This is a genomic window from Stomatobaculum sp. (genome assembly GCF_057248925.1).
This window is the reverse complement of the sequence record NZ_DBHIHF010000001.1, coordinates 48,170-64,057: the sequence shown is the minus strand read 5'-3', so window position 1 is coordinate 64,057 and position 15,888 is coordinate 48,170. Positions and strand designations below refer to the sequence as shown.

The 15,888-nt window shown below is 55.2% G+C and carries 5 protein-coding genes; all 5 read left to right on the top strand.

Going from position 1 to position 15,888, the window contains the following annotated elements; genetic code table 11:
• The first annotated feature begins 33 nt into the window (after positions 1-33).
• The gene (locus ACO4XG_RS00105; RefSeq protein ID WP_308507866.1) at positions 34-927 is read left to right on the top strand and encodes a sulfide/dihydroorotate dehydrogenase-like FAD/NAD-binding protein; all 894 of its coding nucleotides are present in this window, start codon (positions 34-36) and stop codon (positions 925-927) included.
• On the top strand, positions 927-2,318 hold the full coding sequence (gene gltA / locus ACO4XG_RS00100; protein WP_308507867.1) for an NADPH-dependent glutamate synthase: 1,392 nt from the start codon (positions 927-929) through the stop codon (positions 2,316-2,318). Before ACO4XG_RS00105 ends, gltA begins: the two co-directional genes overlap by 1 nt.
• A gap of 96 nt (positions 2,319-2,414) precedes the next feature.
• On the top strand, positions 2,415-4,025 hold the full coding sequence (gene pckA, locus ACO4XG_RS00095) for a phosphoenolpyruvate carboxykinase (ATP) (RefSeq protein ID WP_308507868.1): 1,611 nt from the start codon (positions 2,415-2,417) through the stop codon (positions 4,023-4,025).
• Between the two features lie 343 nt (positions 4,026-4,368).
• Positions 4,369-10,569 carry an InlB B-repeat-containing protein gene (locus ACO4XG_RS00090; protein ID WP_485129624.1) on the top strand — a complete coding sequence of 2,067 codons (6,201 nt, stop codon included), beginning with the start codon at positions 4,369-4,371 and terminating at the stop codon, positions 10,567-10,569.
• Between the two features lie 160 nt (positions 10,570-10,729).
• On the top strand, positions 10,730-15,706 hold the full coding sequence (locus ACO4XG_RS00085) for an InlB B-repeat-containing protein (RefSeq protein WP_308509276.1): 4,977 nt from the start codon (positions 10,730-10,732) through the stop codon (positions 15,704-15,706).
• Positions 15,707-15,888 lie beyond the last annotated feature (182 nt).

Sequence of the window (15,888 nt, the reverse complement as noted above, 5' to 3'; positions counted from 1 at the left end):
GGTAACACGGTATTACAGCAATGGAGAATCCTTATGTATAAAATCCTGAAGAAAAAGAAACTTGCAGAGCAAATTTGGCTCATGGATGTCGAGGCACCGCGTGTCGCCGCGAAGTGTCTGCCGGGAGAGTTCCTGATTGTAAAAATCGATCGCTACGGCGAGCGCATTCCGCTGACCATCTGCGACTATGACCGCGAAAAGGGCACAGTGCTGATTGTCTTCCAGGTTGTCGGCGCGAGTAGCTATCGGATGGCGGAGCTGAACGAGGGTGATTTCTTTGAGGATGTCGTGGGACCGCTCGGATGTCCCTCAGAGCTCACCAAAAAGACGCCGGAAGAACTCCGGAAAATGAATATTCTCTTTGTGGCCGGCGGCGTCGGCACAGCGCCTGTCTATCCGCAGGTCAAATGGCTGAAGGAGCAGGGTGTCACAGCGGATGTTGTGCAGGGCGCAAAGAATAAGGATTTGGTCATACTCGAGGATGAGATGCGTGCGGTCTGCGGCGATCACCTCTATATCACCACCGATGACGGGTCCTACGGTTTCCACGGACTTGTGACTGCAAAAGTCGAGGAGCTGGTGGAAAAAGAAGGCAAGCACTACGATCTTTGCGTTGCAATCGGTCCCATGATTATGATGAAGTTTGTCGCCTTGCTCACCAAGAAGCTTGGTATTCCGACAGTCGCCAGCATGAATCCCATTATGGTGGATGGCACGGGCATGTGCGGCGCCTGCCGTCTGATTGTCGGTGACGAAGTCAAGTTTGCCTGTGTGGACGGTCCGGAGTTTGACGCGCACAAGATTGATTTTGACCAGGCGATGAAGCGCGCCAGAATGTACGCGAGCGAAGAGGGCAGGGAGTATCTGAGAGAAAAAGAAGGCAAGACGCACCACGGCGGTTGCGGAAATTGCAGAGGGCAACAGTAATGGATATGATGAAGAGAGTTCCGATTGCGGAGCAGGCACCGGATGAGCGCGCCAAAAATTTCAAGGAAGTATGTCTCGGCTATACAGAGGAAGAGGCGAGAGCGGAGGCATCTCGCTGTTTAAACTGTAAGAATCCGCGTTGCGTTGCGGGATGTCCGGTTTCGATTAATATCCCGGCATTTTTACAGCAGGTCATTGCCGGACAGGAGGCAAAGGCTGCGGGCATTATTGCGGAGAGCTCGGCACTTCCGGCAGTCTGTGGGCGCGTTTGTCCGCAGGAAACCCAGTGCGAAGGCGTCTGCATCCGCGGCATCAAGGGTGAGCCGGTTGCAATCGGTAAGTTGGAGCGCTATGTGGCAGACTGGGCGCGTGAGCATAAACTGGAGCCGGAAAACAATTCCGAGAAAAACGGGCAGCGCGTCGCTGTGATCGGCGCAGGGCCGGCGGGACTCACCTGTGCCGGCGACCTTGCTAAGCTCGGCTATGAGGTCAAGATCTTTGAGGCGCTTCACGAGCCGGGCGGTGTGCTGGTCTACGGTATTCCGGAGTTCCGACTGCCGAAGGACACGGTGGTTGCACATGAAGTCGAAAATGTCAAAAAACTCGGCGTGGAGATTGAAACCAACACGATTGTCGGAAAGTCGGTCTCGGTAGACGACCTTCTTGACAAAGAGGGCTATGATGCGGTGTTTATCGGTTCGGGCGCAGGCCTGCCGATGTTTATGCATATTCCGGGCGAGACAGCGAGTGGCGTCTTCTCGGCAAATGAGTTTTTGACGCGCAATAACCTCATGAAGGCCTTTCGCGAAGACTATGACACGCCGATTTTTGCGGGCAAGCGCGCGGTTGTCGTGGGCGGCGGTAATGTCGCGATGGATGCGGCGCGGACGGCGCTTCGCCTCGGCGCGGAGACGCACATTGTCTACCGCCGTTCGGAGGCAGAGCTTCCGGCGCGCGCGGAAGAAGTGCATCACGCAAAAGAAGAGGGCGTTATTTTTGATCTGCTCACCAATCCGGTCGAGATTTTGCAGGATGAAAACGGCTGGGTTCGCGGTGTCCGTGTGATTCACATGGAGCTTGGAGAGCCGGACCAGTCGGGCAGAAGAAGACCGGTCGAGATTCCGGGTTCCGAGGAGGAAATCCCGGCGGATACAGTTATCATGGCACTCGGCACCTCGCCGAATCCCTTGCTTTCTTCGACGACGGAGGGACTTGAGACAAATCGCAAAGGTTGTCTGATTGCCGATGAGAAGAACGGTCAGACCACGCGCGAGGGCGTCTTTGCAGGCGGCGATGCCGTAATCGGTGCGGCGACCGTAATTCTTGCGATGGGAGCGGGAAAGCAGGCGGCGCGCGGCATTGATGAATATCTCAAAGCAAAACGGGCGTGATTGTTTTCTGTTCGGATATAGTGTATAATAATCCCGGAACTTAACCCCGAGAAATCAGTGCATTTGCACGAGCGGAGGACAGAGGAGGAAAGGTACATGAGTAAGCTTGATTTAAGCAAGTATGGCATTACCGGGACAACAGAAATCGTACACAATCCGTCGTATGAGTTGCTCTTTGAAGAGGAGACCAAGGCGGGTCTGGAAGGCTTCGAAAAGGGGCAGGTGACCGAGCTCGGCGCAGTCAACGTGATGACCGGCATTTACACAGGTCGTTCTCCGAAAGACAAGTTTATCGTCATGGACGAGAACTCCAAGGATACGGTCTGGTGGACCTCCGATGAATACAAGAATGATAACCACCCGGCTACCGAAGAGGCTTGGCACGCGGTCAAAGAGCTCGCAAAAAAGGAGCTCTCCGGCAAGCGTCTGTTTGTGGTCGACGCATTCTGCGGTGCGAACCCGGATACCCGCATAGCAGTGCGCTTCATCGTCGAAGTTGCATGGCAGGCACATTTCGTGACCAATATGTTCATTCGCCCGACGGCGGAAGAACTCGAGAACTTTGAGCCGGACTTCATTGTCTACAATGCGTCGAAGGCAAAGGTTGAGAACTACAAGGAGCTCGGCCTCAACTCCGAGACTGCGGTTGTCTTCAACATCACGACCAAGGAGCAGGTCATTCTGAATACCTGGTACGGCGGCGAGATGAAGAAGGGCATGTTCTCGATGATGAACTATTACCTGCCGCTCTGCGGCATTGCATCGATGCACTGCTCGGCAAATACCGATATGGACGGCAAGAACACGGCGGTGTTCTTCGGCCTTTCGGGTACCGGTAAGACTACGCTCTCGACTGATCCGAAGCGTCTTCTGATTGGCGATGACGAGCACGGCTGGGATGATTCCGGCGTCTACAACTTTGAGGGCGGTTGCTATGCCAAGGTCATCAATCTCGACAAAGAGTCCGAGCCGGACATTTACAATGCAATCCGCCGCGACGCACTCCTCGAGAATGTCACGGTCGATGCCGACGGAAAGATTGATTTTACGGACAAGAGTGTCACGGAGAACACCCGAGTTTCCTATCCGATTGACCATATCGAGAAGATTGTGAAGCCGATTTCCCATGGTCCGGCAGCGGAAAATGTGATTTTCCTCTCGGCGGATGCGTTCGGCGTATTGCCGCCGGTCTCCATTCTGACGCCGGGGCAGACCAAGTATTATTTCCTGTCCGGCTTTACGGCAAAGCTCGCGGGAACCGAGCGCGGCATCACCGAGCCGACCCCGACCTTCTCGGCTTGCTTCGGCCAGGCTTTCCTCGAGCTGCATCCGACCAAGTATGCGGAAGAGCTCGTGAAGCGCATGGAGCAGAGCGGTGCAAAGGCATACCTCGTGAATACCGGCTGGAACGGCAGCGGCAAGAGAATTTCGATTAAGGACACGAGAGGTATTATCGATGCCATTCTGAACGGCGATGTGCTGAAGGCACCGACCAAGAAGATTCCGTTTTTTGACTTCGAAGTTCCGACCGAGCTTCCGGGCGTGAATCCGGCCATTCTTGATCCGCGAGACACCTATGCGGACAGCGAGGAGTGGAACAAGAAGGCAAAGGATCTTGCAGAGCGCTTTATCAAGAACTTTGCGAAGTATGAGGGCAATGCAGCCGGTAAGGCATTGGTTGCGGCAGGTCCGAAGACTGAGGCATAACTATATAGACGAAAAGGAAATCGTGTATCGGCACGATTTCCTTTTTTTTGCGGATATGTGGCAGAATCCGTGAGATAAATGTTGGGATTTTCCCAATCGGAGTAAGGCAGCGATTTTAAATCGTGGCCTTGGTTTATTGACATAAATTAATTATGTAAACAAAACGAGACAATTTAGCATTGTCCGAATTCAGATACAAGCGGATGCCGAAGGCACACGTTTTTTAACAAAAAATAAAAAAGAGAAAACATAGATACGAAACATTGCAAAGCGCGTGTGCATCTGTATATTTTAAGAGAAGTTTAAGAGTTTAGAATTGAGCTATACAAACGGAGGACAAGGAATGAGCAAACGAGGGAACAGGTCAAAGCGCTTGCTTGCGATGATGCTGAGTGCTGCCATGACAGTGCTGAACATCTCGACGGCAGTACCCGCTTATGCAGCGCCATCCGCAGAGGAATATCGGGAAGACGCAGAGCTGATCAATGACTTGGCTCTCCCGAAGTCTTTGCAGCAGCAGTTGCAGACAAAGGGAGCGAGCCCTTCTGACGCTACCGAGCAGAACAAGGCAGCAGAGGATATCCTCGCGGGCACAGCGCGCTGGGGGACACCGTCCAATGCGGCGCGCGTGTTACACACCCAGCTCGACGGCGTTGAGATTGAAGTCAGTGCACCGGCCGGTGTGTTGCCGGAAGGCTCGACACTCCGCGCGCGGAAGCTGACTGAAGCAGAAGAGCAGGAGGTGCTCGCGAAAATCAATGAGCACGCAGCGGCGAGCGGCAAGACGGCAACCACGCAGTTCCTCTGCGATCTGACGGTGTTAAACGCAGCGGGAGAACCGATTCAGCCGGATACCGCGAAGGGTACGCTGGCGGTTTCCTTCCATAATATAAGTATTGTCTCCGCAGAGAGTTCGGAGACAGCGCCGGAAGAAGAGAAGCAGACTGAGAAGGCGGGCGTTTCCGTGCTTCATATTGATGAGGCAGGCGAGAAGGTTGACACGCTCCGCGAGGGTCTCGACGAGAACCTGCCGGTCTTACAGGCGGCGGCGGAGCACTTCTCCCCGTTTGCTGTCGTCAACTATCAGACCGGCAATACCCAGCTCGGCGCGTCGTTCAAGCTTCTCGACTACGACGGAGATACAAGTCGCCAGAGCTATAAGCTGAAGGATGTGACGGTTCTCGACGCTACGGGGAACGGCATCACTTCGATGAACTTCCAGGTCGATGTGGGACACATCAACGACATGCCGGACAACGGCAGTGTGACCGCAAGCAAGTCCTATCAGAGCTTTACGGATGTCAACCCGGCAGGGAGTCATCGCTTTTACCAGTTTATCTTCCCGACGGCACTGACCGTGACGGAAGCAAAGGATTTCATCGAACAGCAGATGAAGTTCTATCTGCCGAGCGCAGGTGCAAACCAGCAGTTAAAGATTACGCTTGGCAACGGTCAGAACAATTTCCCGACCAATGCGACAATCAAGATTTCCAAGATGACGATTCCGAACCCGATGCCGGGTGACAGCGCCGAGCACTACTATATGTATGTCGAGCCGCAGCCGGCAGGACTGGTCAGCTGGGCGGACAGCTATAATACGGCAAAGCAGAGCTATCTCGACGGTATGCAGGGTTATCTCGTCACCGTCACCTCCCAGCAGGAGGATAAGATTCTCGACCAGATTACAACGCCTTCGACAGGCGCGTGGTCCGGCGGTGCGCGTTATGAAGGAATCAACGATGCGAGCTCCGTGCCGGCATGGTCGGATAACTCGGTGGCAGGGCGAACGGGAACAGTTTTTGCAAACCAGAACGTCAATGCCTGCCTGACCACTACGCCGACAGCGGCGAGACGTTTCCGCTGGGAGAACGGCCCCGAGGCGAATATTGAGTACTATGAACAAGAGGGCGGCGGTGCAAGACCGGGCGGTAACGGTCACGGACTGGTCACAGCGTATTCGAATGGTGCGGCTGCCTATTCGAATTTCCGTCCGACCGGTGAGCCGAACTCCGCGGTAGGACACGGTCAGGCAGTCAGCGGTTTTGAGGCGGCGATGCAGGTACATAATGCGGGCTTCTGGAACGACCTGCATAACCGGAGTGACTACACCGGCGGCGGTCTCGATGTCAAGGGCTTCTACATTGAGTTTAGTGGTTACAATAAGACCGGCGATACCGGTGATGATCCGGTTTCGCTGAATACGACATATACCGCAACCGCAACCCTGAACGGACAGACGTACTACTTTAACAATGCAGACGATGCGGTCGCATGGTCGCAGCAGAACAACAATGCGCCGATTACGCTGACCGGCAATACGACGCTTACGACCAATGTGCCGGCAGGCGTGAGCATTGACCTGAACGGTCACACACTCACCGTTCCGGCGAGCAGCACGGTAGTAAACAACGGCACCATCAATGCGACGAACCCGGCAAGTAATCTGGCAGTACAGGGTTCGAACGGAAATCTCAGCAACGGCGGCAGCGGACAGATTACGCGGAACATTACCATTCGCATGAATGACCGCACCGTGACCGCAACCGAGCCGCTCACCTGGAGCCCTTCGGATGCGACTGTCACGGGTGGTCTGATTGGAAACGACCGCGTGAGCGCGCTCACCGTGAACTTTGACAACAGCTCGACCGCAGATGTGCATCCGACTCTGCCGGTTACAGCTGAAAATCCGACGACTCTGGACAACGGCACTGCGGGCAGCGCAGCACTCGGCACCTATACGATTACCTATCTGCCGGGCACCGTGACCAGAAATCCGCATCACTATACGGTTAAGTTTGTTGCAAACGCACCGGCGGGTCAGACCGCAACGGGCACGACGCCGGATCAGACCATCACCGGCAATGCGGCGGCAAACCTTACGAACGGCTTTGCGGTGAACGGCTACAGCTTTAACGGTTGGACCGGTTCGAACGGCCAGACCTATGCGAACGGCGCGACACCGAATCTGCTCTCGACACAGAATAACGGTGTGGTTACGATGACCGCAAACTGGACGGAGAACAGTTATCCGATTCAGTACACAGACAATGTGAATACGAGTTCCCGCACTGCGCCGGTCACAAATCCGAACACGGTCACGAGTTATAAGGTGACGGATGCAAACATTCCGCTGCTGCCTATGACATGGACCGGTTATACCTTTGACGGCTGGTATGACAACAGTAGCTTTAGTGGTTCCCAGATTACGCAGATTATGACCAATGCGAACCCGGCGGGCCCGAGACACTATTACGCAAAGTGGACGCCGAAGTCGTATCAGGTGAATTATCATCTGAATGACGCAACGCCGGCAGGTCATCCGGCGAATAATCCGAATGCGACCCTTTTCGGGCCGACCTATACCGTCGAGACCCCCAATTACACGCTGCTTGCACCGACCCGCTCGGGCTATCCGTTTGAAGGCTGGTATCTGGATGCGGCACTTACGATTCCGGCACCGGCGGTCATTGACACGACCCAGGGCGATACACATCCGACGCTGGATCTCTACGCAAAGTGGGGGGCGGCAACGCCGTATACGATTACCTATGTCGGAAATGATACGGCTGCGCATCCGATGAACAATCCGAGTGCAAACCGCCCGGGCTTCAGCGTCACGGATCCGGTCATCACGTTGCAGGATCCGACCCGCACGGGTTATGACTTCCAGGGATGGTATGCGGATCCCGGTTTTACAACGCGGGTTACGACGATTAACCCCGCGAGTGCAACGGACCATACCGTTTACGCAAAGTGGAGCGCCGCAAAGAACTATACCGTGCAGTGGGATTTGAATGACGGCACCCCGGCAGGTCATGCGGCTGCCAACCCGAATACAATTTCGAGTTACACGGTCGAGGATGCGGATGTCGCAATCGCGCCCGCAACCCGCACCGGCTACACCTTCCTCGGCTGGTTTACGGATGCCGCGCTCACGAACCCGGCGCCGGCGACGCTCCACACGATGGATGCCGAGAACAAGCATTACTATGCGAAGTGGAGCGCAGCGGAGATTTATCCGGTCAACTATGTGTTAAATGACATGCCGTCGACGCCGGCGACCAATCCGGCGGTCAATCCGACACACTATACGGTTGAGACAACGCCGTCTACACTGCAGGTTGTCCCCCCGCTCCGGAACGGTTTTACCTTTGAAGGCTGGTATGACAATGCGTCGTTCACCGGCGCACCGATTACACAGTTCTCTGTGATGGATGCAGCACCGAAGACGTATTATGCGAAGTGGAGTAATGCCGTCAGTTATCCGGTCAATTTTGTTCTGAATGACACGACGGCAAATCCGGCGACGAATCCGAATACGGTTTCGAGCTATACGGTTCTGACGCCGGATGTCTCGATTGCCCCGGCAACGAGAACGGGTTATGACTTCCTCGGTTGGTTCGATAACAGCGGCTTTGCGGGTAGTCCGGTTACGATGCTTCACACGGCCGACGCTGCACCGAAGCAGTACTTTGCGCAGTGGAGCGCGCCGAAGACCTATACCGTGCAGTGGGATTTGAACGACAGCACCCCGGCAGGCCATGCGGCGACGAACCCGAACACGGTGACGAGCTACACGGTTCTGGATCCCGACACAGCGATTGCCCCGGCGACGAGAACGGGTTATGATTTCCTCGGCTGGTACGATAACCCCGGTTTCGCGGGTACACCGGTCACAAATCTCCACACGATGGATGCGACCGACAAGCATTATTATGCAAAGTGGAGCGCGGCAAAGAGCTATACGGTGCAGTGGGATATGAACGACGGCGCACCGGCAGGCACGAGCGGCACAAATCCGAATACGGTGACGAGCTACACGGTTGAGGATCCGGATATTACCATTAACGATCCGTTCCGAGCAGGGTTTACCTTCCAGGGCTGGTTTGAGAACCCGACCTTCATGGGAAGCGCGGTCACGAACCTCCACACGATGGATGCAGTCGACAAGCACTACTACGCGCGCTGGAGTAATCCGAACGACTATCAGATTTATTATCATGCAAACGATACAGTTGCACACCCGGCGACGAACCCGAACACGGTGACAAGCTACAATGTCCTTAGTTCCGACTTTACGCTCGCTCCGGCGACGAGAACCGGTTACACCTTCGAGGGCTGGTTTAGCGATGTAGCGCTCACGCAGCCGGTCACGGGACTTCGCGTCCAGGACCTTGAGGACAAGAACTTCTATATGAAGTGGAGCCCGGCGATTGTCTATCCGATTACCTATGTAATGAATGACAAGCCGTCGAGTCCGGCAAGCGCAGTGACGCCGAATTCTTACACGGTTGAGGACGCCGATTTTGCACTCGGTATTCCGACCCGGAACGGCGCGACCTTCCAGGGATGGTATGACAATGCCGCGTTCAGCGGTTCGCCGATTACGACCCTGCACACGATGGACGCAGCGCCGAAGACCTACTACGCAAAGTGGCAGCTCACGAACTACAATGTGAACTACAACTTAAACCCGGGCGGCGGCATCGGCACGCCGACCAACCCGACCAACAATGTCCCGACCTTCACGGTCGAGGATGATGTCCCGCTGGCGCCACCGGTGCGCCGCGGTTATACCGGCAGCTGGACCTCGAACGGTCAGACCGTGACGAGTATTCCGGCAGGCACGACGGGCAACCAGACCATCACGGCAAGCTGGACGCCGAACCACTATGCAATCAACTATGACCTCGGCGAGACGAGAAACAGCCCGATTCAGGGTCTTAGTAACCTCCCGACTTCGTATACGATTGAGGATCCGACCATCACGCTGCCGACCCCGAGCCGTGTCGGTTACACCTTTGTCCGCTGGGAGAAGAGCTCCGCACCGGGCGTTGCGGACAATCAGATCACGGCGGAGAGCGACGGCGAGGTGAGCTTCAAGGCAGTCTGGGAGCCGATCCGCTACCACATCACCTACGATACGGCGGGCGGTGTCAACAACGCCGCGAACCCGACCACGTTCACGATCGAGGACGAGATTAACCCCTACGGTGCCGTGAAGCAGGGCGTCCGCTTCTGGACCTGGCAGGTGGTCGGCGGCAAGTTCCTGAACACGATTCCGGCCGGAACCACGCACGACGTGGCCCTCGTTGCGGTCTACCAGAAAGATCAGGATACCGATAACGTCGGCGGCGGCGGTGGCGGCGGTGCCGGTGGCGGCGGCGGAACCCGAAACGGCGGACACCGCGCGACCATCAGCCCGAACAATGTCGCACCGATTTCGAATCACAGCGGTGCGAAGCAGGATACGGCAAATACAAATCCGGCTGACAACACAACGGTTAACACGAGCGATGACCGCACAGAGCCCACGCCGCAGAAGAGAGCGGACCAGAGAGAGGGCAACAAGTATGTGTCGGACAACGACGGCGCAAAGAGAACGGTGAATCAGAGCACAGTGAATCAGGGTACGGTCCGGAAGAGCGGCAAGCGTCGTCTTCCGAAGACCGGTGAGGCACCGCTCGCACTGAACTATGCAGGTCTGGCACTCGGCATACTGCTCGCAGGCTTCGCAGCGATCAGAAAGAAAGAAGAGCAGTAAAGTGAAACAGCGGATCGCGGAAAAGCGGTATCCGCAAGAACAGTGGGAGGCGCTGTGCGGGAGCACAGCGCCTCCCACTGTATCTGCAGCTTGTCAGACAGAGAGATGCAAAGTATACTTAGAAGGTTGATTTTAGAACCGATCGGAGAGGAGAAGAGCGATGATGACAAGAATCCACCGCTCCAAATGTATACTGGCTGCACTGCTCAGTGCGGCTATGGTTGTATGGAATGTTTTTGCGGCAACATCCGTCTATGCCGCTCCGGCGATTGAGGATTTTCGGGAAGATGCGGAATTAATCAATGATTTGGTATTGCCGGCGGCCGTGCAAAAAAAATCACGGAACAGGAATGCGAGCCCCTCCGAAGCGACAGCTGCCAAGGAGCGACAGGCCCTTTTTGCAGGCGCGGCCGGTTGGGGGACACCATCGAGTGCGACAAAGATATTGCGCACGGAGCTCGATGGCGTTTTAATTGATGCCAGTGCTCCGGCCGGTGTGTTGCCGGAAGGAGCAGTGCTTAAAGCGCGGCGGCTGACCGATGAAGAAGAGAGAGAAGTCCTCAACCGAATAAGCGAGCATGCGGATACGGAAGGCAAGTCTGTGACGACACAGTTTCTCTGTGATCTGACGGTATTTAATGCGGCAGGAAAAGCTGTGCAGCCGGATAGTAGCAAGGGTCAGCTTGTCGTTTCCTTCCGGAATGTCGGCATTGTTGCTGCCGACTTGACCGAAATGGGGGACGACAAAGCGTATAGCATAGATGATACGGTCTCGGTACTCCATATCGATGAAGCGGAGCGTAAAGTCGATACACTTCGCGAAGGGCTACCCGCAAATCTTCCCGTTTTGCAGGTGGCTGCGGAGCATTTCTCGCCCTTTGCGGTTGTCAACTACAGGCCTGCGACTACCCCGACGCTCGGCGTGGAATTTAAGATGCTGGATTACGACAATGATAATCGCCTGGATTACCGTCTGAAGGATGTGACTGTTTTGGACGCGGCCGGTAATGGCATCAGCTCTATGAGCATACAGGTGGACTCCGGTTATATTGAGTCCATTCCGGACTATGCGCCGGGGGCAGACTCGCATGACTACAAGCTGTTTACGGACATCAATGCGAATCACCGGTTTTATCAGATCATTTTTCCGACGCCGCTCACCCCGGCAGAGGCGAAGACCTTTCTCGAGAATAAGCTTCACTTTCACCTTGTGAGTCAGGGAGCCAATCAACAGCTCACAATCAGTCTCGGAAACGGCCCGAGCCGTTTTCCGCAGAATGCGACAATCAAGCTCACAAAAGCCACGATTCCGAATCCCATGCCGGGCGACAGTGCGGAACACTACTATATGTATGTAGAGCCGCAGCCAAAGCGTTTAATCAGTTGGGCGGAAAGCTATAATCTGGCAAAGCAGACCTACCTTGACGGGATGCAGGGCTACTTGGTCACGGTCACTTCGGCGGCAGAGGACAATATCTTGAATCAGGTCACGGCGACAAATATCGGGGCTTGGTCCGGCGGCGCACGCTTTGAGGGCATCAACGACAGTGATTCGGTGCCGAACTGGACCGATAATCTGGCGCCGGGCAGAACGGCCGGTTCCGTTTTTGCCAACCAGAGCCTCAGCGGCTCCACAGGCAGCGGGGCGCATCGGCGTTTTCGCTGGCAGAACGGACCGGAGACGGGCATTGAGTATTACGAGCAAGGAAACGGCGGATCCACGCCCACCGGCAATGGTCATGCACTGAACACGCCCTACGGCAGTTATTCGCATTTCGAGCCGACAGGCGGTGTGACCTACGAGCCGAATTCATCGGGCGGCATGCACGGCGGCCCGTATGTCTCGGGCTATGAGTCCGTCATGCAGGTACACAATGCGGGACACTGGAACGACCTCCACAATGTGAGTGAATACACGGGAGGCGGTCTGGACGTCAAAGGTTTTTATATCGAGTTTAGCGGTTACAAGAAGACGGGTTCCACGAGCGAGCAGGTAGTTCCGTTGCATACCGCATCGACGGTGTATGCCGAGCGGAGCACGCAGCGGTATTATTTTCAGACTGCGGATGAAGCTGTAATCTGGGCGGGACAGAACGGCAATGCGCCGCTTACCTTGATCGGTGACACAACGCTAACAGGGGATATCCCGGCCAATGTGAGTCTGGATTTAAACGGACACATACTGACCGTTCCCGCAAGCAGCAGTGTGGTAAATCATGGCAGTATAGATGCAAGTAATCCGGCGAGTCAACTGTATATTCAGGGAAGCTATGGCGGCTTCCGCAATGCGGGAAGCGGAAGAGTGACAAGGCAGCTCACAGTCCGAATGAACGACCGAACCGTGACAGCGACCGAACCGCTTACCTGGAGTACGGCAGATGCGGTCGTCACCGGCCTCTTGGGCAACGATCGCGTGCGTGCGCTCACCGTGAACTTTGACAACAGTTCCACCGCAGATGTGCATCCGACCTTGCCGGTCATTGCGGAAAATCCGACAAGTTTTGACAACGGAAGCGCGGGCAGTACTGCAATCGGGACATATACCATTACATACCTGCCGGGTACAGTCACACGAAATCCGCATCAATATACAGTGCAGTTTCTTGCCAATGCGCCTGCCGGTCAGACAGTCACTGGCAATATGCCGGATCAGCATATTACCGGCAACGCAGCAGCCGATTTACGAAACCGCTTTGCCGTCAACGGGTATACCTTCAGCGGATGGACAGGTTCAGACGGTCAGACTTATGCGGATGGAGTGACGCCGTCATTGCTCTCGCGGCAAAACGGAGCCGTGGTCACCATGACAGCAAATTGGACGAAAAACACCTATACAATCCTGTATACAAATAATGTGCAGGTAGCCTCCCGGACGGCACCCGGCATAAACTCAAACACAGTGAGCAGTTATGAGGTCACGGATGCCGACATCAATCTTGTCCCTATGGTCTGGCAAGGCTATACGTTTGACGGGTGGTATGAAGATTCGGCATTCACAGGTACGCCGGTCACAAAGCTTGTCACGAATCACGCACCGGCAGGGAATCGCCACTATTATGCCAAATGGACACAAAAGCGTTATGCGCTCACCTACCATTTAAATGATGCAACGCCTGTCGGACATCCGGCAAGCAATCCGAATGCCGGGTTTACGGGATATACGGTTGAGACGCCGAATTACGCACTTGCGGATCCGGTCCGGGCAGGGTATCCCTTTGAGGGTTGGTTTACCGACGCCGCGCTGACCGTTCCGGCGCCTACAGTGATTGATACAACACAGGGCGACACAAATCCGACCGACTATTATGCGAAGTGGGGCGCTGCGCTCCCGTATACAATCGACTATCACTTCAACGATGATACACCTGCAGGACATGCTGCGCGCAATTCCGTGTCGAATCCGAACGGCTTCCGGGTCACGGATCCCGACATCTCCCTGCAGGCACCTGTTCGGACAGGGTATGTTTTTGAAGGCTGGTACAGAGATGCGGGTTTAACGATGCCTATCCGGACCATTGATCCGGCCAGTGCAGAGAATTACACGATTTATGCAAAATGGAGCAATCCGATACGCTATACGGTACAGTGGGATTTGAATGACGGGACACTGGCCGGCCCCCCGGCGGTGAATCCGAACAGCGGTATGGCAGGGTATACGGTGGAAGATGCGGATTTTGTGATGCAGTCGGCAAGCAGACCAGGTTATGCCTTTGAGGGCTGGTATGACAATGCCGCGCTGCTCGGTACGCCGATCACAACGCTCCGCACCATGGATGCAGAGAACAAGCATTATTATGCGAAGTGGAGCGCGCCGCTGCAATATCCGGTGCGGTATGAGCTGAATGATTCCGCAGCGAATCCGGCAGTCGTTCCGGCGAGTAATCTGCTGCGCTATAGCATAGAGACCAATGGGGGAGGCACAATTCATCTGAGTCCGGCTTTCCGTCAGGGCTATGATTTCCTTGGCTGGTACGATAATGCCGCTTTTGCGGGAGTGCCGGTCACAGACTTTCCGGCGACGGACGCAATGCCGAAGACTTACTATGCGAAATGGCAGATCAAATCATATCGGTTGCGGTATCATTTGAACAGCGGTAGCGGCAGTAACATGCCGATCAATCCGGCAGTCAATCCGGACAGCTATACGATTGAGGGGGCGGTGTCTCTTGCGCCGCCGCAGCGACAGGGGTATACCGGCATTTGGAGCGAGAACGGACAGACCGTCACGAATATTCCGGCGGGGAGCACGGGAGACCGAACACTGACTGCCATCTGGACGTTGAATCGGTATCCGATTCGCTATGAGCTCGGCGAGACTTTAAACAGTCGCGTGGAGGGCCTTCCTGCGTTGCCGCAGTCTTATACCGCGGAAGATGCAGGCTTCACGTTGCCTACGCCTCATCGCATCGGGTACACCTTCCTCCGTTGGGAGAAGAGCAGCGCTCCCGGGGTCGCGGACAATCGGATTCAAGCGGGCAGCGCGGGAGAGCTGACCTTCCGTGCGATTTGGGAACCAATACGCTATCGCATCCGTTACGATACGGCGGGCGGCGTGAACAACACGCAAAACCCGACCGAGTTTACCATTGAAGATGAAATTTCTCCTTATGGTCCGGTGAAGCAGGGCATGCGCTTTTGGACCTGGCAGCTTGTCGGCGGAAAATTTATTCACACAATACCGGCGGGAACGACACGCGATATCGATCTGGTGGCTCGTTATCAGAAGGAACAGGAGAGCGACAATATTGGTGGCGGTAACAGCAGCGGCAACGGCGGAAGGCAGAGGCAGGCTTTGCCGGACGGAACTGTGAACAAAAAAACGCAGAGGCAGAAAACAGGGAGTACAGAGAGCAGGGAAGGCGGAGTCATAGAACCGACGCCGCAGAAGAGGGCAGATGCGCGGGTGGAGGTAGTGCATGAAAGCGTCTCTCCGGAACACGGGGAGAGAGGTACCAAACTTGTGGCCGCAACAGAATCTGTCGAGTATCATAGGCGCGCCCGACTGCCGAAAACCGGAGAGACGCCTTTCCGCATTCCCCCGGCCTTTCTTTTGTTGTGTTCTTTGCTCGCAAGCAATCTGAGCTATTTCGTGCGCGGAATTCTTGCTTTTGGAAAAAAGAAGGCGGAATGGTTTTGATTGTTTGGACAAATCGACATATTTCGGCGGATTTTAGAGAAGTACTGTGAAATCCTTACAAAGTCGATAGAGAAAGTGCAAGCAAAGACAGCAAAACGCGGTAGAGCGGTGAAGGAAGATGACAGGAGGGCAAGTTGACTTTTTTTGGCCCCGTTGCTATCATATTTTGCGTATACACGGAG

Coding starts and splice junctions, on each gene's coding strand:
- ACO4XG_RS00090 (WP_485129624.1), top strand. CDS start 4,369: ATGAGCAAACGAGGGAACAGGTCAAAGCGCTTGCTTGCGATGATGCTG.
- gltA (WP_308507867.1), top strand. CDS start 927: ATGGATATGATGAAGAGAGTTCCGATTGCGGAGCAGGCACCGGATGAG.
- pckA (WP_308507868.1), top strand. CDS start 2,415: ATGAGTAAGCTTGATTTAAGCAAGTATGGCATTACCGGGACAACAGAA.
- ACO4XG_RS00105 (WP_308507866.1), top strand. CDS start 34: ATGTATAAAATCCTGAAGAAAAAGAAACTTGCAGAGCAAATTTGGCTC.
- ACO4XG_RS00085 (WP_308509276.1), top strand. CDS start 10,730: ATGATGACAAGAATCCACCGCTCCAAATGTATACTGGCTGCACTGCTC.